Genomic DNA, 23,600 nt, shown 5'->3' on the forward strand with positions numbered 1-23,600 from the left:
CACTGAAAGCCTTTTTATTTGTTATTCTATTTTAATGCCCTTAAAAAATCTTTTGGAGCACTCTCTAAATACATTTCGTTTCTTATTCCGTTTATTTTTTTAGAATCACTAAAATAAGGCAGAACCAATTTTTCATCATCCTGAATTCTTTTTGCTGTTGCACCGGTAATTTTAGATATTGCAGTGGCTAAGTATGGCTCGTTTACATCTCCTAAAACACCATAACTTGTTACATACTCTGTCTGCACATACGTTGGCGTTAAACCGCTGGTATAATCACCAAAACCATCTACATTTGAAATTTTTAAAACCAAAGGCTGCATCGCGTATTTATGATTTGGATTAATATTCGTTTTACTCAAATAACTTGGTGAGTCATAAACTGTAAACGAACCAACATTTTTACCTACTGTAACTTCACCAATCTGCACAACCGTGATATAAGGTTTTAATCCATTTATAACCAACTCACTTGCCGATGCCGTATTATCTGTTGTTAAAATATATACTTTCGAAAGGTTTAAACTATTTAAGGCAGGTCCTCCTTCTCCTAGCTCTTTTACAAATTTTATATTTAAGTCATCTAAGTCCTTTGCATTCATTCCTGCCATTAGTTTCAGGTTATATTGCATTTTCGAGAAAACTTTACCCTCAAACTGACCTGTAATCAAACTAGCTAAGCGTGTTGCGCTAGTAACAGAACCTCCCCCATTATATCTTAAATCTAAAACTAAATCTGTAGCGCCTTGTGCTTTTAATTCTCCAAAAGCATCATTTAATCTGTCATCATAACCCGAATAAAAGCCATTATACATTAAATACCCTATTTTATGCCCCCCTGAATTTATTACCTTATTAATTAAAATAGGGTTTTCTTCTAGTGTTGTTTTTGTTAAATTAACAGATTTGCCGTTTAAGACAAAACCTGATTGGGTATAATCAGCAAAATTTAAAGTATAGTTTTCGCTATCCAGTAATAATGTTTCGTAATTTGAAATTGTAAGTTTTGTTCCGTTTACCTGCGTAAAGAAATCACCTCTTTTAATATTTTTAGTTGATGCATCAGAATTAGCAATAATATAACGCACATAACCCACTACGTCATTAGATCCTTCAGAAATTCTGCTAAGCCTAAAATCTACACCATTGTTTTTACTAATTCCGTTTAGTTCCTGTTCTAAAACCGTATAGTCATCAACAATCCAGCTAAAACGGTCAATTGCATTAATTGGATATTTGCTCACCGGTTTATTTAATAAATCTTCAAATAAATCTTCCGGTTTAGAATATCCTCGTAAAAAAGAGTTGAGAGCATCTTGATTGCTAAAACGATCATCTGCCAAATTAGGTACATCAGCTTGCCATAAGTAAAATGCATTCAGCCCTTTCCAGACAAAATCATTTACCTGCAAGTCAGCTGGCGCGGCAACATCATCCTCATCTTCGCAGGATTGCAAAGCAAAGGCTAATAAAAATATTAGCAGGACACTTCTTAATATTGTTTTCATAAAAATACGTTTCGATATTGTATTAACGTAAAAATACTATCTTTAGTTTTAACATTTATAAATTTGTTGCTTTTTTTCAGTAAAAAAATTTCATTACTGCTGTAACAAAAATAATAGTGCCTCGTCTTGACTATATAAACGCTCTAATAATAGTTTGTTTATAAAATGAAAACGATCCTTAATTCATCATTAATATGATCAAAACAGGGAGTTGTCATTAACCAGCCAAAAACCAAAATGAACCAAAAGATGAACCAAGTTGTATTTATAGAATTAATTAATCCTTTTAAAGACAAAGTTTTTCGTCTGGCAAAACGATTACTTACCAGTACCGAAGAAGCTGAAGATGCCACTCAGGAAGTAATGGTTAAATTATGGAGCAAAAAAGACAACTTAGATGCTTATAATAATATTGAAGCTGTAGCGATGACAATGACCAAAAATTATTGTCTGGATCAGTTAAAATCTAAAAGAGCCGGAAATCTTAAAATCGTGCATAACAATTTTACAGATCGTGAGCCGCAATTAGACAAAAAACTGGAAGATATTGATAGTTTAGAATGGGTAGAAAAAATAATGAGCCAGCTGCCGGAACAGCAGCAAATATTAATTCAGTTACGCGATGTTGAACAATATGAATTTGATGAAATTGCGAAAATTGTCGATATGAATGAAACGGCTATACGAGTAGCACTTTCGAGAGCGAGAAAAAAAATTAGAGAATCAATGCTTAATACACACCGTTATGGAATTAAATAAAATAGAAGATATATTAGAAAAATACTTTCAGGGAGAAACTACTATTGCCGAAGAAAATCAATTAAAAGACTATTTTTCTTCACCAAATGTTGCGCAGCATTTAGAGCAGTACAAACCAATGTTTGGTTATTTCTCTCAGGTAAAACAACAAAAATCAACACATGAAATACCACTCCCGAAGTCTCGGGACAAGAAACGAAATGTGGCGTGGTTATCAATTGCAGCTTCTGTTGTTGTTTTACTATCGATTGGAACCTATTTTTATGTAAGCGAAAAAAATACAGCTCCGGTTGTAGCGCAATCAGAATTAGGAACCTATAATGATCCGGAAGAAGCTCTCGCAGCAACGCAAAAAGCTTTGGCCTTATTATCAAACAACGTTAATGTAGGTATTGGAAGTGTACAATACATTAAGGAATATAAACAATCAAAAAATAAAATTTTTAAACAATAAAAACATCAATCAAAATGAAAAATTTAATCATAACACTAGTTTTCGCATTCGTTACCACTACTTTTTATGCACAAAGTGCATTTGACAAGTATGATGGTCAGGACGATGTAACCTCTGTAATTGTAAACAAAAAAATGTTTGATTTAATGAGCAAGGTTAAAGTCGATGCTTCTGATAAGGAAACAGCACAATACATTAATCTGATTAAAAAATTAGACTATTTAAAAGTGTTTACAACTAAAAATCCTAAAATTGAAGCCGACATGAAAGCTTCTGCAGAAAAATATGTAAAAACTGCCGGATTAGAAGAATTAATGAGAATAAATGACGGCGGAAGAAATGTTAGAATATCAGTAAAATCAGGAGCGACAGACTCTCAGGTTAGAGAATTACTGATGTATGTTGACGGTGCTAAAGGCGACGAAACTGTTTTATTATCTTTAACCGGTAATTTTGACATCAACGAAATTTCAGTTCTTACAGATAAGATGCAGCTTCCAGGAGGTTCTGACTTAAAAAAAGCTTCTAAAAGCAAAAAATAATCATGAGAATCAATGTTTTTACCTCAGCCCTTTTAGTATTGCTAACTTTAATAAGTTGTAATTCTGAACCTTCATTGCAAAAATATTTTGTAGAAAATACAGATAATAAAGATTTTATTGCTCTTGATGTTTCGCCTAGTATTTTAAATTTAGAGAAAGCAAAATTATCTGCAGAACAAACAGAAGCTTTAAACTCTTTTGACAAAATGAATATTCTGGCATTTAAAGCAAATGCTACAAACCAGACACAATTTGAAACAGAAAGAGCAAAAGTTAAGGCTATTCTGAAAGATCCAAAATACCAGCAATTAATGAGTTTTGGCTCAGGTAAAGACGGCGCATCTGTAAGTTATGTTGGTACCGATGATAACATTGAAGAGTTTGTTGTTTTTGCCAACAGAAAAGAAAACGGCTTTGCAGTTGTTCGTGTTTTAGGAAAAAACATGAATCCAAACAACATCATGACGTTAATGTCGGTTTTAAAACAATCAAACATTAATATGGAACAATTGAAGCCTTTGCAGCAATTGATTAAACCATAATAGGTCTGGTTTGAAAACTTTATAAACAAAGGATGAGTTAGCTCTCATCCTTTGTCATTTAACAAACTTAAATTTTTTATATTTTTTAAAATATTATATCATCTTTATTATTACGTAAAAATTTATGAAGAACAAATCCGGTAATAATTTTTCCACCACCATGATTATATTCTATTTTGTATATATTAAATGTTGGAGCCATAAAAAAATAAAGTGCTGTTGTTCCAGGTAATTGCGAAGTGTAATAATATCCTAAAATAATTTCATCTGAAGTTTTAGATTTACTTATTGAATGCCCTCCCTTAGAACTAATTGATCGATATAGTGGCACTGTTCCAGGAACTTTCGTCGTATATAAATAACCAACATCACCATCAAAAACATAACCATCTTTGCCAGGAGTTATTTCACAAGCATCTGTTGAGTAGAAAAAATACTCACCTTTTTTATATCTATACATTTTTTTTGTACCTACAGCAACAGGATATAGTGTGCTAATTGCAACATCATCAAAATAACTAAAATCAACATAATCATTTACCGTTGAATGCATTATGGAAGACTTATCTGAAATTGGTGTGCACGGTATTAGGGATCCAAAAGATCCATCCGTATGAGATAGCCCAAAAGTGTGACCAAGTTCATGAGTTATTGTACTAATTCTCTTGGTATCATTTAATTTATTTGCAAAATTAGTATTTATCCTTACCCTCGTTCCTGGTTTACCACCGGAAGGATAATAAGCGTCAGCAATCACGCTTCTATCAGCTAGAGAAACCATAATTATGTTTACAGTTGAAGATGTAGAAGCATTTACAATAGTTATATTTATGCCTGAATTTGTAATATTCCAAGTGTTTATTGCCTTGTTTATTGCAATTCGCCATTCTGATGTAACTTCTGAAGAAATATATACTTGTATTGACGCTGCCATTTCGGGTTTCATAATATTACCATTAAACTGTTGGGTAATTTTATTTGTATTTTTAAAACCAGATTCATTATAACGATCTCTAGCTTGTTGCAAAGGCATTACTACATCTTTATCGATTATAAAAGCATTTTCTTTTGAATCGTAAATAATTTTTTCTATATCCCCATGTAAACTTTCTGCAAGAAAATTTCTTAATAGAATAATTTCATCTGTATATTGTTCTGCAATTGGTTTTTCTTCAATCCCTTTGTTATCATCACTGCTACATTGGATAAAAAATTGTGATAAGCAAATTGCTATCATCACGGTTATTTTTTTTACGTTTTTCATGGTTATTTTTTTTATGATTAATCCTACAAACATAATGTAATTTTTCATTAAACCTAATTTTTTTTCAGGTTATTTCTTACTTTTTTAAAAGAATAATGCAAATAAAACACAATCAAACAGAGATTTTGATAAACAACAAATACATATAAATTGATTAAATAATACATCTTTTACTTATTTTGAAAATAAAAAAAGCTCCATTATTGGAGCTTTTTTCTTATAATATTTGAGAGATTATACTGCATAATATTTGATGCTATTTATTTTAAACTGAAATGAATTTAACTATATTTGTTATCTAACCAAAAATAAATAATATGGTACAAAAAACATCTAATGCCTTTATCGCTGCTTCTTGGGTTGCTCTTGGAGCCGGAATGATTGGCTACATTGTAGGACTTGCCAGAGCTGAAATGTTACTAAACGAAAAAGGATATTATTTCACTGTTTTAATGTTTGGTCTGTTTGCTGTAGTTTCATTACAAAAAAGCGTAAGAGACAGACTTGAAAAACTTCCGGTAACAGATATGTATTACGGTATTTGCTGGTTCGGAACGCTGTTATCAATTGTATTATTAACCGTTGGACTTTGGAATGCGACAATTTTACCAAGTGAAAAAGGTTTTTATGCATTTGCATTTTTATTAGCCTTGTTTGGTGCTATTTCAGTACAAAAAAACACAAGAGACAATATGTCTTTTTCTGAATAATAGATTACAAACAAAAATAACTTCCAAATTATTAAAAACAAAAAAGCTCCATTTTCATGGAGCTTTTTTTATATCAGAATCTGAGATTATTTGCTCAAATACATTTTTCTTCTTGAATACAATTCGTAGAATTGATCGTCTTTTAAGTCATCAATAAACAAGATGCTTTCTCCTGTCGATTTCATTTCAGGTCCTAATGCTTTGTTTACATTGTGGAATTTACTGAAAGAGAAAACCGGCTGTTTAATCGCATAACCTTTCAATTGCGGATTAAATTTGAAGTCCGTTACTTTATTATGACCTAACATTACTTTTGTAGCGTAGTTTACATAAGGTTCTCCGTAAGCTTTTGCAATAAACGGAACTGTTCTTGAAGCTCTTGGATTTGCCTCGATAATATAAACCGTATCGTCTTTTATCGCAAACTGAATATTGATTAAACCAACAGTTTTTAAAGCTCTGGCGATTTTATGAGTATGATCTTTTATTTGCTGCATTACGAATTCTCCTAAGTTAAAAGGAGGCAAAGTCGCATTACTATCTCCCGAGTGAACTCCGCAAGGCTCGATGTGCTCCATAATCCCGATGATGTAAACATTACCATCAGCATCACAAATTGCATCCGCCTCAGCTTCGATTGCTCCGGCTAAGTAGTGATCTAAAAGCAATTTATTTCCCGGAATCGTTTTCAGTAAGTTGATAACGTGTTCTTCCAGTTCTTTTTTGTTGATTACGATTTTCATTCCCTGACCACCTAATACATAAGAAGGACGAATCAATAACGGGAAGTCTAAAGTATCTGCAAGTGCAGAAGCTTCATCTGCTGTTTCAGCAATTCCGAATTGTGGGAAAGGAATATGTAATTCTCTTAATAAATCTGAGAAACGACCTCTGTCTTCCGCCAGGTCAAGTGCATCAAAACTGGTTCCGATGATTTTTACGCCATATTTAGACAATTTTTCAGCCAGTTTCAAAGCCGTTTGTCCACCTAACTGAACAATTACACCTTCTGGTTTTTCATGCTGAATGATATCGTAAATATGTTCCCAGAAAACCGGTTCAAAGTACAATTTATCAGCAGTATCAAAATCTGTTGAAACCGTTTCAGGATTACAGTTAATCATGATGGTTTCGTAACCACATTCTTTTGCTGCCAAAACTCCGTGAACACAAGAATAATCAAACTCAATTCCCTGACCAATTCTGTTTGGTCCTGAACCCAAAACGATGATTTTCTTTTTATCTGTTACAATGCTTTCGTTATCTACATAACGCTCTCCGTTTGCTTTTTCGATTTCAGCCTCAAAAGTAGAGTAATAATAAGGAGTTTGCGCTTTAAATTCAGCGGCACAAGTATCAACCAGTTTAAACACACGGTTAATATTTTGATCCATACGTAAAGTATGCACTTCACTTTCAAGACAATTCATCATGTGCGCGATTTGTCTGTCGGCAAAACCTTTTTGTTTCGCTTCAAGCAATAACTCTTTTGGAAGATTAGAAATTTTATAGTTCGAAATTTCTTTCTCTAAAGTATAAAGCTCTTCGTATTGTTTTAAGAACCACATATCAATTTTTGTGATTTCGTGAATACGGCTCAACGGAATTCCCATTGCGATGGCATCATAAATTACAAAAACACGATCCCAACTTGCAAAAGTTAGTTTCTCGATAATTTGTTCGTAGTTCTTATATCCTTTCCCGTCAGCACCTAAACCATTTCTTTTGATTTCTAAAGATTGAGTTGCTTTGTGTAATGCTTCCTGAAACGAGCGTCCAATTCCCATTACTTCACCAACAGATTTCATCTGAAGACCTAAAGTTCTGTCAGCACCTTCGAATTTATCAAAGTTCCAACGTGGTATTTTTACGATTACATAATCCAAAGTTGGTTCAAAAAGAGCCGAAGTCGATTTTGTAATTTGATTTTGCAATTCATCCAAATTATATCCTAAAGCCAGTTTAGAAGCAATTTTAGCAATTGGATATCCAGTTGCTTTTGATGCTAAAGCAGATGAACGAGACACACGAGGATTTATCTCGATTGCTACGATATCTTCTTTGTCGTCTGGCGAAACTGCAAATTGTACGTTACAGCCTCCTGCAAAATTCCCAATACTACGCATCATTAAGATTGCATAATCACGTAATTTCTGAAATGTTGTATCTGATAATGTCATCGCTGGCGCAACCGTAATCGAATCTCCCGTATGAATTCCCATCGGGTCCATATTTTCGATCGAACAAATGATTACAACATTATCATTTTTATCTCTTAAAAGTTCTAGTTCGTATTCTTTCCAACCCATTAAAGCTTTGTCAATCAAAACTTCGTGTATTGGCGAAGCTTCTAGTCCGCGAGTTAAAAGCTCATCAAAATCTTCTTTTTTATAAACAATTGCAGCTCCTGTTCCTCCAAGTGTAAAAGATGGACGAATTACAAGCGGGAAACCAAATTCCTGTGCAATTTCTTTTCCTTCTAAATATGAAGTAGCTGTTTTTGCCGGTGCAGTTGGTACATTAATTCTTTCTAAAAGCTGTTTAAACTGCTCTCTGTCTTCGGTAATATTAATAGCGTTTACATCAACTCCAATTAATTTCACTCCAAAATCCTGCCAGATTCCTTTTTCCTCAGCTTCCAAACATAAATTTAAGGCCGTTTGTCCACCCATTGTTGGCAAAACAGCATCAATTTGTGGATGTTCCTTTAGAATTTCAATAATCGATTTTGTAGTTAGTGGTTTTAGATAAACATGATCCGCCATGGTTGGGTCGGTCATAATTGTCGCTGGATTTGAGTTTATCAAGATAACTTCAATTCCTTCTTCACGAATAGAACGTGCAGATTGAGATCCTGCATAATCAAATTCGCAAGCTTGACCAATAACAATAGGTCCTGAACCTATTATTAAAACTGATTTTATTGATGTGTCTTTAGGCATTGTAAATATAGTTTGTGTTGTTTTATTTTTTATTATTCATTGACATTTGAACAAATGCTTCGAAAATTTCTGATCTATAAGGATTAGTTTTTGCAATTATTAAAGAAATAGGAAATTTATTGTTTTTCTTATCTATTAACATTTCATCGACTTTCACAAATGTATCATCATTATATTTAAGAAACCATTGGTCAAATTTTCTTTTTCTAATTAATTCTTTTCCATCAGCTGAATTGCAAATATAAACCGAGACCGCTTTGTTTTTTTTTAAATAAAAGTCCATAAAAATAGCCACAACAGTGGCTCCTATTTTTTTATCATTTGAAGGTGTTTTTGAATTAGGATTGTAATTTAGCAAAATTGAAAATTCAAAAGTATTTTCAATTATATCTACATTCTTTAATTCAAACAAATAAGGTGTAAATTTGAAAATGATTTCATAAATTATTCCTTCGGTTGTTTCAAAGAAATAACTATTGTTTTGACCTCCTTCAAAATAAAACTTATAGCTCATTTTTTTTATTTAATTCTTTAAGCTTTTTTCTAATAACCTGAAATTCTTCTGTTTTTACAAAAGATTTACTTTCTTCTGTTATTTGCTTTTTTGTTTCTAATAAATATCTAATAATTTCATCAGTACTTCTGTTTTGTGGTTTTAAAATTTCCATAATATTTATATTTTAAACAAAGTTACGATTTTAAAAAATTAGTTTAAAAAAAGCCGTTACTAAAAAAAGTAACGGCTAATATTTCGTTTTATTCAAACATTATTTTTTGTGTCTAGGCTCGCTAGAAACAGTTAATTTATGTCTTCCTTTTGCTCTTCTACGCGCTAGAACTTTTCTTCCATTCGCAGAAGCCATTCTGTCCATAAATCCGTGCTTATTTCTTCTTTTTCTTTTCGATGGTTGAAATGTTCTTTTGCTCATTGCTTTGTATCTTTAAAATGGTATCTAATATCTCTTTTCTGTTTTTGAATATCGTTATTCCAAAACCGAGTGCAAATATACAAAGACTTTTTTTTCCCACAAGTACTTTAATAAAAATATTTTTAATTCATTTTACTATATTTGCAATCACAAATATACATCTATTATGTTTCACAAAAATATTAAACTTATTTTAGCCGGACTTCTTGTAGTTGCTGGCGTTTGGCAATTTACAGAGAGTAATATAGGAAATGGAATTTTCCTTATTTTACTTACTGCAATTCCTGTTTTTCTTTACTTTAAAAACGAATTTATCCTTTTAGCTTTCCTTAAATTAAGAAAACAAGACTTCGAAGGCGCTAAAAAATGGCTGGCATACATTAAAAACCCGGAAGCGGCTTTAGTTAGAAAACAACAAGGTTACTTTAATTATCTTCACGGAATCATGTTGTCTCAAACCAATATCAATCAGGCTGAGAAACATTTCAAAAAAGCTATCGAGCTTGGACTATCAATGGATATGGATTTAGCCGTTGCTAAATTAAACCTTGCAGGAGTTGCCATGTCACGCCGCAGAAAACTTGAAGCAACCAATTTATTGAACGAAGCTAAAAAACTTGACAAACAAGGCATGTTGAAAGAGCAAATCTCAATGATGAAAGAACAAATGAAGAAGATCTAGACTTCTTTAAATTATAATCCCGAAGCTTCGGGATAAAATCCCAAATTCCAATTAATGGTGTTTGGGATTTTTTTTTCTTTGCGAGGAAATACTTAATCGCAAAGTACCCACAATCAAATGTCATCCTGAGGAACGAAGGATCTCCACAAGAAACTAACACAAAGTTATTGTATAATTGGCGAGTTACAAACGGAGATCCTTCGTTCCTCAGGATGACAAGATTGCGTAAAACTGTTTCAGTTGGCTTCGTTCTAGCGAGATTGCTTCATTCCTTGCAAAGACTTTAATTTTCTAAAATTATAGAAGGCAAATTCTCATTAAGCCATTTATACTTATTAAGAATCATAATATGAGTTCCTCCTTTTACGATAATGCAGCTTTTAATATATTTTATAGGAAAAATTTCATCCTTATCTCCGTGAATATGAATTACATTTTGATCAATTTCGTTTCTATCCCATAAAATCACATTTTCTACCGCCCATTGTAAATAGCGAATATCACGCATGGCAAGAAACTTTTCATATAACTTGATTCGTTTATTGACTTTTTCTCCAAAAGAATACTTTGCCAGATTCTCGATATTCAGAATCAATTTCATCGGAATGAGTTTGTAGGCTTTTGTAGTTTTACCTATTTTCATTCTTCGTGGAAATTCTAAACTGCTTCTAACGCTCGAAATAATAATAATTTTTCGGGTTTCAATATGTTTGGCGATTTCCTGCACCAGGATTCCGCCAAAAGAAACTCCAACTAAAACCGGATTTTCATGTTTGATGTTTTGTGCAATTCGAAGTGCATAATCTGATAACGATTCTTTTGGATTTGGAATTTCCCATTCCAGTAAACAGATTTCAAAAACAGATTCGTCTAATTTGATTCTTTCAAAAATAGTTGAACTTGCAGCCAAACCGGGCATAAAATAGACAGGAATTTTACTCATTATATCAGAATTGTAGCTTTTAATTTTATTCTAAAATTACTTTTTTTAGTAATATGCACAACAAATCTTACGCCATAATTCCATATTAAACTTATTTAAATTACAAAAAGTAAGTAAAGCCTGAGAAAACCGCATCTTCGAAAAAATAATTTATTATTGAGAATCAAATGATTACCTTTGTATTCTAAATAACTCGTGTTAAATATCTTTTCAAGGAGTTTTTATATGAGTCATTTGCCCCTCCATTTCTATTATTTTTTTTAACCTAACAAAAACAACTAATTATGGAAACTATTGACATTATGGAAATCAAGGACAACACCTTTGCAAGACAATTTGAGGCCATAATCCCCGAAGGATTACTTTCTGTTGAATATTCGTTTCAGGAAAAGAAAATTTTTTTAACTAAAATCAATACTCCCGAAGGATTTGAAAACCAAGCATTAATTGATACTGTACTTAAAAGCATCATGGAAATTGTAGTAGAAAAGAAATTCAAATTGATGCCTATTCACCCAAAAATTGTACAATTCATCAAAAAAAATCCAAAATACAAAGAATTACTTCCTCCGGGAATTAGAATTTAAATTTTATATTTTTCCACATAAAAAAAGCACAAGAATTAACTTGTGCTTTTTTACTATATAACGTAAAAAGTTACTTTTCGATCTCTCTCATTGAATCCATTTTTTTATGAGCAAGGAAACCGGCAACATCTTCAAAATGTTCTTTAACTCGTTTGTTTCCAAATTCAAAAACCTTCGTTGCTAATCCGTCAAGGAAATCACGATCGTGAGAAACCAGAATTAATGTTCCGTCAAAATCACGTAATGCATCTTTAATAATGTCCTTCGTTTTCATGTCTAAGTGATTCGAAGGCTCATCCAGAATTAATAAATTAACAGGTTCCAATAATAATTTAATCATTGCCAAACGCGTTTTTTCTCCTCCCGAAAGCACTTTTACTTTCTTGGTAATATCATCTCCCTGAAACATAAATGCGCCTAATATATTTTTGATTTGCGTACGGATATCTCCAACAGCAATAGCGTCAATTGTCTCAAAAATTGTAGCATTTTCATCTAATAAAGAAGCTTGGTTTTGAGCAAAATATCCAATTTGAGAATTATGTCCAATTTCTACACTTCCTTCATCGATACCAATTTCTTTCATGATCGCTTTGATCATTGTCGATTTTCCTTCACCATTTTTACCAACAAAAGCAACTTTTTCTCCTCTTTCGATAACAATATTAGCATCTTTAAAAACTACGTGATCTCCGTATTTTTTAGATAACTCTTTTACCACAACAGGATATTGTCCTGAACGTGCTGCAGGCGGGAATTTTAATTTTAATGCAGAATTATCTACTTCATCAACTTGTACGATAACTAATTTTTCAAGCATTTTAACACGCGACTGAACGGCATCTGTTTTAGAGAATGTTCCTTTAAAACGATCGATAAAAGCTCTGTTATCAGCAATCATCTTTTGCTGCTCGTCGTATGCTTTTTGCTGATGAATACGACGGTCTTTTCTTAATTCTAAATAATGAGTATATTTTGCTTTATAATCGTAAATTCTTCCCATTGTAACTTCAATCGTACGGTTTGTAATATTATCTACAAACGCTCTATCGTGCGAAATTACTACAACTGCTTTTGCTGAATTTATTAAAAATTCTTCCAGCCACTGAATACTTTCAATATCCATGTGGTTCGTAGGCTCATCCAGTAAAATCAGATCCGGTTTTTGCAAAAGAATTTTCGCCAATTCAATACGCATTCTCCATCCTCCTGAAAATTCAGAAGTCTGACGTGTAAAATCTTCGCGTTCAAAACCTAAACCAATTAAAATTTTCTCTACTTCAGCTTCGTAATTTACTTCTTCAATCGCATAATATTTCTCGCTCAGGTCTGAAACTCTTTCGATTAATTTCATGTATTCGTCACTTTCATAATCAGTTCGAACCGTTAATTGCTCGTTGATTTCATCAATTTCGGACTTCATTTTAAAGATTTCACCAAACGCTTTCGATGCTTCTTCCATTACAGTCGAACCGTCTTTGGTCAATAAATGCTGTGGTAAATAAGCCACAACAGCATCTTTTGGTGTCGAAATACTTCCGGTTGAAGGTTTGCTCTGACCTGCAATTATTTTTAAAAGTGTCGATTTTCCCGCACCATTTTTACCCATAAGGGCAATTTTATCATTTTCATTTATAGCAAAAGAAACATCGCTAAATAATGTAGTTCCACCAAACTGAACCGAAATATCGTTAACTGTAATCATTACTTTCTGTGAATTTGTTTAATCGGTTAATCGTTTATTTGACCACCTGTTTTTTTCGTGGTGCAAAGATAGATTTTAATTAGATAATGTGCCAATGAGATAATTAGATAATTTCTTAATTAGAAAATGTGCCAATGAGATAATATTCAAATTCTATAACGATGTCAAACCCGACAGGTTTTAAAAACCTATCGGGTTACAAAAAATTATCTAATTATCTCATTGACACATTGACACATTATTCAAATTCCCAAATGTTTCCAGAAATCCGGACTTACTTTGAAATCATATTCTTACATTTGGAATACAGAAAACAGTCAAACATGAAAATTTTAATAATAGAAGATGAAACCGGTTTGCGCGAGGTAGTACAACAATCTCTTGAAAAAGAGAAATATATTGTTGAAACCGCTTATGACTATATTTCAGGATTTGACAAACTGGGTTCTTACGATTATGATTGCATTTTAATTGATATTATGCTCCCAAATGGAAACGGTTTGGACTTACTTCGCGAAATAAAAAAACAAAAAAAGCAAGGTGCGGTTATTATTATTTCTGCAAAAGATGCTGTCGACGATAAAGTCGAAGGTTTGGATTTAGGTGCTGATGATTATTTGAGTAAACCTTTTCATTTATCCGAATTACATGCCCGAATCAAATCGGCAATTCGAAGAAATAATCATAACGGAGATAATTTAATTGTTTGGAAAAATATAATACTTTCTCCTGAACAGCGAACTGTCTCTATAGATAATCAGGAATTAATTTTAAACCGAAAAGAATTTGATTTGCTCTATTATTTCATCATTAATCCAAACCGATTAATTAATAAAACTGCTATTGCTGAATATGTTTGGGGCGATCACACGGATCAGGCAGACAATCTGGATTTCGTGTATTCTCAGATTAAAAATTTACGCAAAAAACTAAAAGACACTAATGCCGAAATTGATATTCAGGCAATTTATGGTATTGGATATAAAATGAATTAATGAAATTACAAAATTATACACTTCGTTATCTCGCTATTACGCTTTTATTGGTAATTCCAATTTGGGCTGGAATTTTCTATATCCATATTTTAGAAGAAGTACATGATAATATTGATGATGATTTAAAAAACTCAAAAATCATTATAATCAGACATGTTTTTTCTAATAAGGAAATATTGAATTCTCCTGAATTCGGAATTAATAAGTTTACGATAAAACCGCTTCCAAAAGGCAATTATTCGCATAAGGATCAACTTTTTACTTCATCTGAATTCATGGAATATGATAATGAAAATGAACCTATCCGTACCTTAAAAACAGTTTTTAATGATGATAAAGGAAACTCTTATGAACTGGTTATAAAAGCTTCGATAGTGGAAGAAGATGAATTACTGGCCGATTTATTTCTGGCTTTAATTGGTTTGTATGTTATGCTGGTTATTAGTATTTTGGCTGTAAATCATTTGCTTTTAAAAAAAATATGGAAATCGTTTTACACTATTTTAGAAAATCTTAAAGAAATAAAACTGGGAACCGGCGGTAAATTAAAACCCATTAATTCTCCTATTGCTGAATTTAAGGTTTTGGCAAATGAAGTAGAAACAATGCTAAATCGCAATGAATCTATTTATTCAAGTCAGAAACAATTTATCGAAAATGCATCTCATGAATTACAAACGCCGCTGGCAATAAGTATTAATAAACTGGAATTATTTGCAGAAACTACAGTTTTATCAGAGGAACAAATGATGGAAATTGGAAAAATAACTGATACCTTAAATCGATTAACGCGATTGAATAAATCATTATTACTGCTATCAAAAATCGATAATCAACAATATTCCGAAGAAGAAAATATCGACTTTAATAAACTTATATTAGTATTAACAGAAGATTACGCTGATCTTGCCGATTTCAAAAAAGTCAAAATTAATGTGACCGAAAATGATACTTTATATTTTGTTATGAATAAAGGATTGGCAATTGCCTTAATTAGTAATTTATTGAAAAATGCCTTGATTCATAATCATCATAACGGTTTCGCTAATTTTATAATTAATAAAAATGACATTTTAATTTCTAACAGTGGAAATAGCTTTCCGTTAAATTCAGAAATGATCTTTAATCGATTTTACCGACATACTACAACCAATGAATCTACGGGTTTGGGCTTATCTATTGTAAAATCGATCATTACTAATTATTCGATTACGATTGAATATTTATTTAATGAAAATCATACCTTCAAAATTAATTTTCCAAAAAAGTAGCCTTTTTATTATATTTTCCTAATTGTTTCCAAATTCAGGCAGTACTCTTGTATCAGAATTTAAACAATACAATTATGAAAACGAAATTAAAATTGACAACGTTCCTACTTGCAGGATTAGCATTTTCTGCAAATGCTCAAAAAACAACTATAACAAAAGCGGCTTTACCAGCAAGTGCACAGACTTTTTTAAAGACTCATTTTGCAGGACAAGAACCGTCTTATATTATTAAGGATAAAGAAACTTTCTCTACAGATTACAAAGTTCAATTTGCAAACAATATTGAAATAGAATTTGACGCAAAAGGAAATTGGGAAGAAGTAGACGGAAACCACACTTCGATTCCTGCCGCAATAGTTCCTAAAACAATTGCCTCTTATGTAAAAGCAAATTTTGCGAATACAACAGTAACCAAAATCAGTAAGGACTACAATGGTTATGAAGTAGATATAAGCAACGGCTTAGAATTGGAATTTAATTCTAAAGGCAGCTTTTTAAGAATCGACAACTAACAATCATTTATTTTACATTACAATATATATATCATGAAAAAATTAATTTTATCAGGTTTTATCGCTTTATCACTTTTATTTACCACAACATCTTGCGACAGTAAAGATGACGATCACGAATCTGTAATTTCTGCTGCCGACTTACCTGTTGCTGCCACCACATTTGTAACGACCTATTTCCCTAATGCAACTTATGCGCTCATACAAAAGAAAAACAAGCTTGATAACGACGGTTCTCTTTATGATGTAAGACTTACCAATAATTTCGAAATTGATTTTGATGCAAACGGAAATTGGGTTGATATCGACGGAAATCATCAGGCGATTCCTGTTGAATTGGTTCCTGAAAAAATCCAGGCTTATGTAACAACAAATTATGCCAATCAATTTGTTACCTCAATTGACAAAGAACCAACTTATATTGAAGTGGAGCTTTCTAACAATATGGAATTAATATTTGATCTGCAGGGAAATTTTAGCAGAATTGATAATTAAAGGTATTATAATCTCGCAAAAGGCTCCGATAGAAATATCGGAGTTTTTTTTATCCTTATCTGAAAAATTATTTTTATTTATTTTCAAATAAGTAAGATTATTCCCAATTCTTTCCAGTTTCCAGCTGTAATATTGCACTATAAATAATCAGAAAAAATATTAAATTTTAAATTAAACAATCATGAAAAAAACATTTTTAACAGGTTTCATCGCTTTATCTCTTTTAGTTTCTACAACATCTTGCGATAGTAATGATGACAATGGTAATAACGAAAAAACGACAATTCAGTCAACGGAACTTCCTACTACAGCAAAAACATTTACCGAAACATATTTTCCAAGTGCAGTATACAAATCAGTTTTAAAATCAAAAACTCCAAGTGCAAACGGATCTGTATATGATATTTCGCTGGCAAATGGCTTTGAAATTGATTTTGATGCTAACGGAAACTGGACAGAAATTGACGGAGGAAATCAGGCAATTCCAACTGCTTTAATTCCGGCAAAAATAAACGCTTATGTTGCAGCAAATTATCCGGAACTATTTATTGTTCAAATCGAAAATGAAAAAACAAAATATGACGTAGAACTTTCTAATGATCTTGATTTAGTTTTTACTATGGATGGTGATTTTGTACGCATTGACCATGACGGAGATAATCATAACGAAGTTGTAGTTAACCCAACAACATTACCGGCAGCGGCTAAAACATTTATTAGCACACATTTTCCTGATGCAATAATACGATTAGTAGAAAAACAAAATACTGCCGGTACAAACGGTTCGATTTATGATGTTTCTCTTTCAAATGGTTTCGAAATTGATTTTGATGTTAACGGAAACTGGACAGAAATTGACGGAAACAGACTAGCGATTCCAACTGCTTTAATACCTGCAAAAATCAGTTTATACGTAACTGCGAATTATCCTAATTTGTTTGTAACAGCAATCGATAAAGAGAAAACTTATATTGATGTAGAACTTTCTAATGATGTAGATCTAGTTTTTGATCTTCAGGAAAATTTTCTTAGAACCAATAATTAATAATAAACAAAACCCGACAGATTTTAAAAATCTGTCGGGTTTACTAAATTATATGATTATCTAATTTGACTAATTACCTAATTAAATTAATCGTTTCTCCATTTTTTTGTTTCCTCAAAAATGTGTTCTAAAATTGCTGCTTCTGTTTCGTCGAAATCTATATTTCGTCGTCCCATTACTAATTTTGCAGTTTCAAAAGCTTTTTTGGTTACATACGTTGTAAAACCTGCTGCGCCGCCCCATGAAAAACTTGGGACAAAATTGCGGGGAAATCCGCTCCCAAAAATATTGGCGCTTACTCCAACCACAGTTCCCGTATTAAACATCGTATTGATGCCGCATTTACTGTGATCTCCCATCATTAAACCACAAAACTGGAGTCCGGTTTTTGCAAAACCTTCCGTTTCGTAACTCCATAATTTTACTTCTTCGTAGTTGTTTTTCAGGTTAGAATTGTTGCTGTCAGCTCCAATATTACACCATTCTCCAAGAACAGAATCACCTAAAAATCCGTCGTGTCCTTTGTTTGAATTCGCAAACAGAACCGAGTTTTTAACCTCTCCTCCTATTCTTGATCCGGGACCAACAGTTGTTGCGCCGTAAACTTTAGCGTTTAGTTTTACCTGAGCATTTTCGCATAAAGCAAAAGGACCGCGAATTACCGTTCCTTCCATAATTTCGGTATTCTTACCTATATATATAGGTCCGTTTGAGGCGTTTAAGGTTACGAATTCTAATTTTGCACCTTCCTCTATAAATATATTTTCGGGTGCAATTGTATTAACGCTTTTAGGGATTGGCTGTGATTTTCGATCCTCTGTTAAGTATTCAAAATCGGCACGAATTGCAGCGTCGTTTTTAGAAAAAATATCCCAGGTATGTTCAACTGTTAAACAATCGTCATTATATTGAATGATTTCATAGGAATCAAAATCAACTTCTTCCTGATTTTCATTTGTAAAAAAAGCAATTACATCGTCGCCTTTAAATATGGCCTGATTGGTTGTTAAATTAGAAACCAGTTCTGCAAGCGTATCATTTGGCAAATAAGCTGCATTGATCATTACATTTTCTTCTAATTCTACCATCGGAAATTTCTCTGACAAATAATCTTCGGTTATAGTAGTTATGGTCGAGCCTAAACGCATTTCCCATTTTTGACGAATAGTCATGATTCCGATTAAAATATCAGCCACAGGCCTTGTAAAAGTAAAGGGCAATAGAGCATTCCGGACGGGACCGTCAAAAAGAATGTAGTTCATAAAATTGATTTAATATTGTTAAAATTGATTTGGTTACCGGATTCAAAGTTACAAATATTTATGCGTTTCATTAAAAACGTATCTATTCAAAATAGAGAAATACATTTTTTTTTAGCGATTAATTCAATATGGAATTTATGGCTTTACCTAAAAGTAAACTTTAGTTTATTTCTAAAGTTGTTTTTTTGTCACAGAATTAAAGGATTAAAAATGATTTTATAATCTGTGCGGATCTTTTAATCTGTGGCAAATATTTTAACAGCAAAAGATTAATGTAATTCGTGGCAACCTTTTTTATCAATAATTGGTTGATTAACTCCATAAAAAAAGCCTTCCGATTGGAAGGCTTTTGTATAAATAAAAACAGTTATTAGTTTTTAACGTGTTTTGCATATTTAGTTTTGAATTTATCAATACGTCCTGCAGTATCGATAAGTTTAGATTTACCAGTATAAAAAGGGTGAGATGTTCTGGAAATCTCCATTTTTACAACTGGATACTCAACTCCGTCAACTTCAATTGTTTCTTTTGTATCTGCAGTAGATTTAGTAATAAAAACTTCGTCGTTAGACATGTCTTTAAATGCAACTAATCTGTAATTTTCTGGGTGAATTCCTTTTTTCATCTTTTCTTTTTATTTATTGTTTAAAGTATTTTTATTTTGAAGCTTTTTCATGGTTAGAAAAAGGTGTAAACAAATAATACTCTTTTTGTTTAAAATTTTAATTATTTTTGAGTGTGCAAATTTACAATTCTTTTTTAATAAACAAACATTTAGCACACTTTTTTTAGCAAAATTCAAAAAGCTTTTTTTCCACACGATTATATTCGGAATTACTATATTTGTGGATTAATTTTAAAACATATAGAAATATGATTAATGAAGTTATAAAAAAGAATGGTATTACTTTTGGCGTAATGATTGGAATTGCATCTGCTTTAGTAACTAGTACTATATATGCGGTTGATTTAAATCTGTTCACAGCATGGTGGATGGGATTAATAGGTATTGCTATCAGCTTAACTATTAGTATCATTTTGCTTACTAAGACAAAAAAAGATTTAAATGGTGTTTTTCCGTTTAAAGAAGCTTTTACAACTTATTTTATCGCGGCAGTAATTGGAATTTTGATTTCGACCTTTTTTAACATCCTTCTATTTAATGTTATCGATCCGGGTGCAAAAGATACTTTGAGCGAATTAATGATTAAATACACTGTTGGAATGTTGCAAAAATTTGGAACTCCGGCATCGGTTATTAATGAAACAATTGCTAAAATGAAACTAACCAATCCATATTCAACTATAGAACTATTAAAAGGATCTGTTTTTGCAATTGTAATCAGTGCAATTTTCGGTTTAATTTTCGCAGCATTTTTTAAAAGCAAAACTACTACACAAGAATAAAAAAATAAATGAATTTATCTATACTTATACCGCTTCTAAACGAGGAGGAATCACTGAAAGAACTCTATTCGTGGATTATTAAAGTGATGCAATCTAACAATTACTCTTATGAAATCATTTTTGTAGATGATGGAAGTACAGATAATTCCTGGGAAATCATTGAAGGTTTCTCGAACGAAAATTCAAATGTAAAAGGAATTCGTTTCATGAAGAATTTTGGAAAATCGCAAGCTTTGCATGCTGGTTTTGCCAAAGCAAATGGTGATGTCATTATTACTATGGATGCCGATTTGCAAGACAGTCCGGATGAAATTCCGGGATTGTATGAAATGATTACCCAAGAAAAATTTGACTTGGTTTCAGGCTGGAAAAAGAAACGTTACGACTCTGTTGTGGCAAAAAACCTTCCTTCGAAATTATTTAATTGGGCTGCCAGAAAAACTTCAGGCGTTGAATTGAATGATTTTAACTGTGGATTAAAAGCGTACAAAAACACGGTTGTAAAAAATATTGAAGTTTCGGGCGAAATGCACCGTTACATTCCGGTTTTGGCAAAAAATGCCGGTTTTAATAAAATTGGAGAAAAAGTGGTAATTCACCAGGCCAGAAAATATGGGGAAACCAAATTTGGAATGGATCGTTTTATTAATGGTTTTCTTGATTTGATTACGATCTGGTTTTTGTCACGATTTGGAAAAAGACCAATGCACTTATTTGGTTTATTAGGTTCGATTATGTTTATGATCGGATTTTTACTAGCTTTATATTTAGGAATCGATAAATTGTTTATTCACAAAACAAGCCGATTAATTACAGAAAGACCGCATTTCTATTTATCAATAACATCGATGATAATAGGAACGCAATTGTTTTTAGCCGGGTTTTTAGGAGAAATTATTTTGAGAACCAAAAGTAATGAAGCACGTTACAAAGTAGCCCGCGAAGTTAATTTTTAACGTTTAACACAAATCTTGATATTCCTGAATCTTTTAGGAACATCTTTCTTTGTTATCACAAAAAGAATAAAAGATAAAGTTTTCTGATTATCAGGAAGCAGGATTATTCCTTAAAAAATCTTATCTTTAATTAAAACATTAAAAAAAACATTTACATGAATATAGCACCTAATATTTTAAATGCTGTAAACGAATGGCTTACGCCTACATTTGACGCTGAAACACAGGCTGCCGTTAAGGAATTAATGACCACATCACCAAAAGAACTAGAGGAAAGTTTCTATAAAAACCTTGAATTTGGAACGGGCGGAATGCGCGGTGTGATGGGAATTGGAAACAACAGAATCAACAAATATACACTTGGAAAAAATACGCAGGGTCTTTCAGATTATTTGCATGAAGTTTTCCCAAATCAACCTTTAAAAGTGGTTATTGCTTATGATTGTCGTCATAACAGTAATACATTGGCAAAGGTTGTGGCTGATGTTTTCTCTGCAAATGGAATTCAGGTTTATTTGTTTTCAGATTTACGACCAACTCCGGAATTGTCTTTTGCGCTTAAATATTTAGGCTGTCAATGCGGAATTGTGCTTACGGCTTCGCACAATCCACCTGAATATAACGGTTATAAAGTGTATTGGCAAGATGGAGGGCAAATTGTTCCGCCGGAAGATGCAGCAATTATTAATGTAATCGAAAATTTAGATTACGATAAAATTAAATTTAACGCCAACGAAAGCCTGATTCAATATATTGATACTGAAATTGATAAAGCTTTTATTAAATCATCTATAGAAAACGCAAGTTTTAATACACCGGCTGAGGCAAAAGATAATCTTCATATTGTTTTTACTTCTTTGCACGGAACTTCTATAAAATCGATTCCCGATACTTTATCTCAGGCTGGTTACAAAAATGTCCATATTGTTCCTGAACAAGCAGTTCCGGACGGAGATTTTCCAACGGTTAAATCTCCAAATCCCGAAGAACCTGAGGCATTAACTATGGCTTTGGCTTTGGCCGATAAAACAAATTCTGATATTGTTGTTGGTACAGATCCTGATTGTGATCGTTTAGGCGTTGCGGTTAGAAACAATGACGGTAAAATGATTTTGCTTAACGGAAATCAAACCATGATTTTGATGACTTCTTTCTTATTGAAACAATGGAAAAAAGCCGGAAAAATTAACGGAAAACAATTCGTTGGTTCGACAATTGTTTCTACTCCAATGATGATGGAACTGGCAACAAGTTATGGCGTAGAATGCAAAGTTGGTTTGACCGGTTTTAAATGGATTGCCAAAATGATTAAAGATTTTCCGGAGCTTCAATTTATTGGCGGCGGAGAAGAAAGTTTTGGTTTTATGGTTGGTGATGCCGTTCGTGATAAAGATGCGGTTGCCGCTACCTTATTAATATGTGAAGTTGCTGCACAGGCAAAAGCTGCCGGAAGTACAGTTTACAAAGAACTTTTACAGCTTTATGTTGAAAATGGTTTCTATAAAGAATTTTTGGTTTCGTTAACCAAAAAAGGAATGGAAGGTTTACAGGAAATTAATCAGATGATGATTGATTTACGTGAAAATCCTTTAAAAGAAATCAACGGACAACGTGTGATTATGGTCGAAGATTATCAATCGTCAATTGCTTTGAATTTATTGACGGGCGAAGAATCTACTATGGATATTCCTAAATCGAATGTATTGATTTATTATACAGAAGACGGTTCTAAAATTTGTGCAAGACCAAGCGGAACTGAACCAAAAATTAAATTTTACATCAGCGTTAATGCTGAATTAGAATCGGTTCAGGATTTTGATGCTGCAGAAAGTTTCTTAGACGAAAAAATACAAAATATCATTGCAGGAATGCAATTGAAGTAAATAAAATGAGTGACAAGCTCTTTTTAATACTATTTCAATTCTGCGCACATTCTCTGCACAATTTGAATTAATACAATACTTAAACTCTGATTTATATTAAACCAATATAAATTAGAGTTTTTTTATAAAAAAAACAAAAAACAGGGAGAAAATAAACCAATTGGATTAATTTTGTGCAGTCAAAATCTCCAGAACAAATTAATTGTT

General features: G+C 32.2%; 25 protein-coding genes. 15 read left to right on the top strand and 10 right to left on the bottom strand.

Annotated features, from left to right (window positions below; genetic code table 11):
- Positions 1 to 26: 26 nt before the first annotated feature.
- The gene (locus tag OLM54_RS11975) at positions 27 to 1,508 is read right to left on the bottom strand and encodes a S41 family peptidase (protein ID WP_264534857.1); all 1,482 of its coding nucleotides are present in this window, start codon (positions 1,506 to 1,508) and stop codon (positions 27 to 29) included.
- Positions 1,509 to 1,757: 249 nt separating this feature from the next.
- On the opposite strand from OLM54_RS11975, the gene OLM54_RS11980 reads away from it, so the two are divergent.
- From OLM54_RS11980 to OLM54_RS11995, 4 genes are read left to right on the top strand one after another with little or no spacing between them, the layout of a single operon-like run.
- Positions 1,758 to 2,267 carry an RNA polymerase sigma factor gene (locus OLM54_RS11980; protein ID WP_264534858.1) on the top strand — a complete coding sequence of 170 codons (510 nt, stop codon included), beginning with the start codon at positions 1,758 to 1,760 and terminating at the stop codon, positions 2,265 to 2,267.
- Positions 2,254 to 2,721 carry a hypothetical protein gene (locus OLM54_RS11985; protein ID WP_264534859.1) on the top strand — a complete coding sequence of 156 codons (468 nt, stop codon included), beginning with the start codon at positions 2,254 to 2,256 and terminating at the stop codon, positions 2,719 to 2,721. Before OLM54_RS11980 ends, OLM54_RS11985 begins: the two co-directional genes overlap by 14 nt.
- Positions 2,722 to 2,735: 14 nt before the next feature.
- Complete coding sequence (locus OLM54_RS11990) at positions 2,736 to 3,263, top strand: DUF4252 domain-containing protein (RefSeq protein WP_264534860.1); 528 nt, start codon at positions 2,736 to 2,738, stop codon at positions 3,261 to 3,263.
- A gap of 2 nt (positions 3,264 to 3,265) precedes the next feature.
- Complete coding sequence (locus tag OLM54_RS11995; protein ID WP_264534861.1) at positions 3,266 to 3,805, top strand: DUF4252 domain-containing protein; 540 nt, start codon at positions 3,266 to 3,268, stop codon at positions 3,803 to 3,805.
- Positions 3,806 to 3,890: 85 nt separating this feature from the next.
- On the opposite strand, the gene OLM54_RS12000 is transcribed toward OLM54_RS11995, so the two are convergent.
- Entirely contained in the window at positions 3,891 to 5,069 is a 1,179-nt protein-coding gene (locus tag OLM54_RS12000; protein ID WP_264534862.1) for a M57 family metalloprotease, read from the bottom strand.
- Between the two features lie 317 nt (positions 5,070 to 5,386).
- Here OLM54_RS12000 and yiaA point away from each other — a divergent pair, with 317 nt between their 5' ends.
- The gene (gene yiaA / locus OLM54_RS12005) at positions 5,387 to 5,779 is read left to right on the top strand and encodes an inner membrane protein YiaA (RefSeq protein WP_264534863.1); all 393 of its coding nucleotides are present in this window, start codon (positions 5,387 to 5,389) and stop codon (positions 5,777 to 5,779) included.
- 86 nt (positions 5,780 to 5,865) lie between these two features.
- Here yiaA and carB read toward each other — a convergent pair whose 3' ends face one another.
- The 4 genes from carB to rpmH form a co-directional block, all read right to left on the bottom strand.
- Positions 5,866 to 8,721 (bottom strand): carbamoyl-phosphate synthase large subunit, encoded by a 2,856-nt coding sequence (gene carB / locus OLM54_RS12010; RefSeq protein ID WP_264534864.1) that lies wholly within the window; start codon positions 8,719 to 8,721, stop codon positions 5,866 to 5,868.
- 22 nt (positions 8,722 to 8,743) lie between these two features.
- A complete protein-coding gene (locus tag OLM54_RS12015; protein ID WP_264534865.1) occupies positions 8,744 to 9,133 on the bottom strand; it encodes a DUF6169 family protein in 390 nt (129 codons plus the stop codon).
- A gap of 91 nt (positions 9,134 to 9,224) precedes the next feature.
- Positions 9,225 to 9,389: a hypothetical protein gene (locus OLM54_RS12020; RefSeq protein ID WP_264534866.1), complete on the bottom strand. Its 165-nt coding sequence runs from the start codon at positions 9,387 to 9,389 to the stop codon at positions 9,225 to 9,227.
- 99 nt (positions 9,390 to 9,488) lie between these two features.
- A complete protein-coding gene (rpmH, locus tag OLM54_RS12025) occupies positions 9,489 to 9,650 on the bottom strand; it encodes a 50S ribosomal protein L34 (RefSeq protein ID WP_008464848.1) in 162 nt (53 codons plus the stop codon).
- A 166-nt stretch (positions 9,651 to 9,816) separates the two neighbouring features.
- On the opposite strand from rpmH, the gene OLM54_RS12030 reads away from it, so the two are divergent.
- On the top strand, positions 9,817 to 10,332 hold the full coding sequence (locus OLM54_RS12030; protein WP_264534867.1) for a DUF2892 domain-containing protein: 516 nt from the start codon (positions 9,817 to 9,819) through the stop codon (positions 10,330 to 10,332).
- A 283-nt stretch (positions 10,333 to 10,615) separates the two neighbouring features.
- On the opposite strand, the gene OLM54_RS12035 is transcribed toward OLM54_RS12030, so the two are convergent.
- Positions 10,616 to 11,275: an alpha/beta fold hydrolase gene (locus OLM54_RS12035; protein WP_264534868.1), complete on the bottom strand. Its 660-nt coding sequence runs from the start codon at positions 11,273 to 11,275 to the stop codon at positions 10,616 to 10,618.
- Between the two features lie 284 nt (positions 11,276 to 11,559).
- Between OLM54_RS12035 and OLM54_RS12040 the strand changes: the two genes are divergently transcribed.
- A complete protein-coding gene (locus OLM54_RS12040; protein ID WP_264534869.1) occupies positions 11,560 to 11,862 on the top strand; it encodes a GNAT family N-acetyltransferase in 303 nt (100 codons plus the stop codon).
- Positions 11,863 to 11,932: 70 nt separating this feature from the next.
- Here OLM54_RS12040 and OLM54_RS12045 read toward each other — a convergent pair whose 3' ends face one another.
- Positions 11,933 to 13,567, bottom strand: a complete 1,635-nt coding sequence (locus tag OLM54_RS12045; protein ID WP_264534870.1) for an ABC-F family ATP-binding cassette domain-containing protein — start codon at positions 13,565 to 13,567, stop codon at positions 11,933 to 11,935.
- Between the two features lie 323 nt (positions 13,568 to 13,890).
- Here OLM54_RS12045 and OLM54_RS12050 point away from each other — a divergent pair, with 323 nt between their 5' ends.
- The 5 genes from OLM54_RS12050 (at position 13,891) to OLM54_RS12070 (ending at position 17,885) form a co-directional block, all read left to right on the top strand.
- Positions 13,891 to 14,562 (top strand): response regulator transcription factor, encoded by a 672-nt coding sequence (locus OLM54_RS12050; RefSeq protein WP_264534871.1) that lies wholly within the window; start codon positions 13,891 to 13,893, stop codon positions 14,560 to 14,562.
- Positions 14,562 to 15,833, top strand: coding sequence for a sensor histidine kinase (locus OLM54_RS12055; RefSeq protein WP_264534872.1), 1,272 nt, complete (start codon positions 14,562 to 14,564; stop codon positions 15,831 to 15,833). The genes OLM54_RS12050 and OLM54_RS12055 overlap by 1 nt, the downstream gene beginning before the upstream one ends.
- Before the next feature lie 74 nt (positions 15,834 to 15,907).
- The gene (locus tag OLM54_RS12060) at positions 15,908 to 16,345 is read left to right on the top strand and encodes a PepSY-like domain-containing protein (RefSeq protein WP_264534873.1); all 438 of its coding nucleotides are present in this window, start codon (positions 15,908 to 15,910) and stop codon (positions 16,343 to 16,345) included.
- Between the two features lie 33 nt (positions 16,346 to 16,378).
- Positions 16,379 to 16,840 carry a PepSY-like domain-containing protein gene (locus tag OLM54_RS12065; protein ID WP_264534874.1) on the top strand — a complete coding sequence of 154 codons (462 nt, stop codon included), beginning with the start codon at positions 16,379 to 16,381 and terminating at the stop codon, positions 16,838 to 16,840.
- A gap of 181 nt (positions 16,841 to 17,021) precedes the next feature.
- On the top strand, positions 17,022 to 17,885 hold the full coding sequence (locus tag OLM54_RS12070; RefSeq protein ID WP_264534875.1) for a PepSY-like domain-containing protein: 864 nt from the start codon (positions 17,022 to 17,024) through the stop codon (positions 17,883 to 17,885).
- A gap of 86 nt (positions 17,886 to 17,971) precedes the next feature.
- Here OLM54_RS12070 and OLM54_RS12075 read toward each other — a convergent pair whose 3' ends face one another.
- The gene (locus tag OLM54_RS12075; RefSeq protein WP_264534876.1) at positions 17,972 to 19,147 is read right to left on the bottom strand and encodes a GlmU family protein; all 1,176 of its coding nucleotides are present in this window, start codon (positions 19,145 to 19,147) and stop codon (positions 17,972 to 17,974) included.
- A gap of 370 nt (positions 19,148 to 19,517) precedes the next feature.
- Positions 19,518 to 19,772: a type B 50S ribosomal protein L31 gene (locus OLM54_RS12080; RefSeq protein ID WP_029272307.1), complete on the bottom strand. Its 255-nt coding sequence runs from the start codon at positions 19,770 to 19,772 to the stop codon at positions 19,518 to 19,520.
- A gap of 248 nt (positions 19,773 to 20,020) precedes the next feature.
- On the opposite strand from OLM54_RS12080, the gene OLM54_RS12085 reads away from it, so the two are divergent.
- The 3 genes from OLM54_RS12085 to OLM54_RS12095 all read left to right on the top strand — a co-directional run bounded on the left by OLM54_RS12085 (position 20,021) and on the right by OLM54_RS12095 (position 23,393).
- Positions 20,021 to 20,554 (top strand): DUF4199 domain-containing protein, encoded by a 534-nt coding sequence (locus tag OLM54_RS12085; protein ID WP_264534877.1) that lies wholly within the window; start codon positions 20,021 to 20,023, stop codon positions 20,552 to 20,554.
- 8 nt (positions 20,555 to 20,562) lie between these two features.
- Positions 20,563 to 21,510 (top strand): glycosyltransferase family 2 protein, encoded by a 948-nt coding sequence (locus OLM54_RS12090; protein ID WP_264534878.1) that lies wholly within the window; start codon positions 20,563 to 20,565, stop codon positions 21,508 to 21,510.
- 155 nt (positions 21,511 to 21,665) lie between these two features.
- The gene (locus OLM54_RS12095; protein WP_264534879.1) at positions 21,666 to 23,393 is read left to right on the top strand and encodes a phospho-sugar mutase; all 1,728 of its coding nucleotides are present in this window, start codon (positions 21,666 to 21,668) and stop codon (positions 23,391 to 23,393) included.
- Positions 23,394 to 23,600: the final 207 nt, after the last annotated feature.

This window comes from Flavobacterium sp. N1736, from assembly GCF_025947065.1.
Taxonomy (GTDB): Bacteria; Bacteroidota; Bacteroidia; order Flavobacteriales; family Flavobacteriaceae; genus Flavobacterium.

Excerpts from the sequence above, each read along its gene's own strand:
- OLM54_RS12085 (WP_264534877.1), top strand. The coding sequence starts at position 20,021 with ATGATTAATGAAGTTATAAAAAAGAATGGTATTACTTTTGGCGTAATG.
- OLM54_RS12060 (WP_264534873.1), top strand. The coding sequence starts at position 15,908 with ATGAAAACGAAATTAAAATTGACAACGTTCCTACTTGCAGGATTAGCA.
- OLM54_RS12095 (WP_264534879.1), top strand. The coding sequence starts at position 21,666 with ATGAATATAGCACCTAATATTTTAAATGCTGTAAACGAATGGCTTACG.
- OLM54_RS11990 (WP_264534860.1), top strand. The coding sequence starts at position 2,736 with ATGAAAAATTTAATCATAACACTAGTTTTCGCATTCGTTACCACTACT.
- OLM54_RS12050 (WP_264534871.1), top strand. The coding sequence starts at position 13,891 with ATGAAAATTTTAATAATAGAAGATGAAACCGGTTTGCGCGAGGTAGTA.
- yiaA (WP_264534863.1), top strand. The coding sequence starts at position 5,387 with ATGGTACAAAAAACATCTAATGCCTTTATCGCTGCTTCTTGGGTTGCT.
- OLM54_RS12030 (WP_264534867.1), top strand. The coding sequence starts at position 9,817 with ATGTTTCACAAAAATATTAAACTTATTTTAGCCGGACTTCTTGTAGTT.
- carB (WP_264534864.1), bottom strand. The coding sequence starts at position 8,721 with ATGCCTAAAGACACATCAATAAAATCAGTTTTAATAATAGGTTCAGGA.
- OLM54_RS11985 (WP_264534859.1), top strand. The coding sequence starts at position 2,254 with ATGGAATTAAATAAAATAGAAGATATATTAGAAAAATACTTTCAGGGA.
- OLM54_RS11995 (WP_264534861.1), top strand. The coding sequence starts at position 3,266 with ATGAGAATCAATGTTTTTACCTCAGCCCTTTTAGTATTGCTAACTTTA.
- OLM54_RS12065 (WP_264534874.1), top strand. The coding sequence starts at position 16,379 with ATGAAAAAATTAATTTTATCAGGTTTTATCGCTTTATCACTTTTATTT.
- OLM54_RS11975 (WP_264534857.1), bottom strand. The coding sequence starts at position 1,508 with ATGAAAACAATATTAAGAAGTGTCCTGCTAATATTTTTATTAGCCTTT.
- OLM54_RS12055 (WP_264534872.1), top strand. The coding sequence starts at position 14,562 with ATGAAATTACAAAATTATACACTTCGTTATCTCGCTATTACGCTTTTA.
- OLM54_RS12080 (WP_029272307.1), bottom strand. The coding sequence starts at position 19,772 with ATGAAAAAAGGAATTCACCCAGAAAATTACAGATTAGTTGCATTTAAA.
- OLM54_RS12070 (WP_264534875.1), top strand. The coding sequence starts at position 17,022 with ATGAAAAAAACATTTTTAACAGGTTTCATCGCTTTATCTCTTTTAGTT.
- OLM54_RS12090 (WP_264534878.1), top strand. The coding sequence starts at position 20,563 with ATGAATTTATCTATACTTATACCGCTTCTAAACGAGGAGGAATCACTG.
- OLM54_RS12045 (WP_264534870.1), bottom strand. The coding sequence starts at position 13,567 with ATGATTACAGTTAACGATATTTCGGTTCAGTTTGGTGGAACTACATTA.
- OLM54_RS11980 (WP_264534858.1), top strand. The coding sequence starts at position 1,758 with ATGAACCAAGTTGTATTTATAGAATTAATTAATCCTTTTAAAGACAAA.
- OLM54_RS12000 (WP_264534862.1), bottom strand. The coding sequence starts at position 5,069 with ATGAAAAACGTAAAAAAAATAACCGTGATGATAGCAATTTGCTTATCA.
- rpmH (WP_008464848.1), bottom strand. The coding sequence starts at position 9,650 with ATGAGCAAAAGAACATTTCAACCATCGAAAAGAAAAAGAAGAAATAAG.
- OLM54_RS12040 (WP_264534869.1), top strand. The coding sequence starts at position 11,560 with ATGGAAACTATTGACATTATGGAAATCAAGGACAACACCTTTGCAAGA.
- OLM54_RS12035 (WP_264534868.1), bottom strand. The coding sequence starts at position 11,275 with ATGAGTAAAATTCCTGTCTATTTTATGCCCGGTTTGGCTGCAAGTTCA.
- OLM54_RS12020 (WP_264534866.1), bottom strand. The coding sequence starts at position 9,389 with ATGGAAATTTTAAAACCACAAAACAGAAGTACTGATGAAATTATTAGA.
- OLM54_RS12075 (WP_264534876.1), bottom strand. The coding sequence starts at position 19,147 with ATGAACTACATTCTTTTTGACGGTCCCGTCCGGAATGCTCTATTGCCC.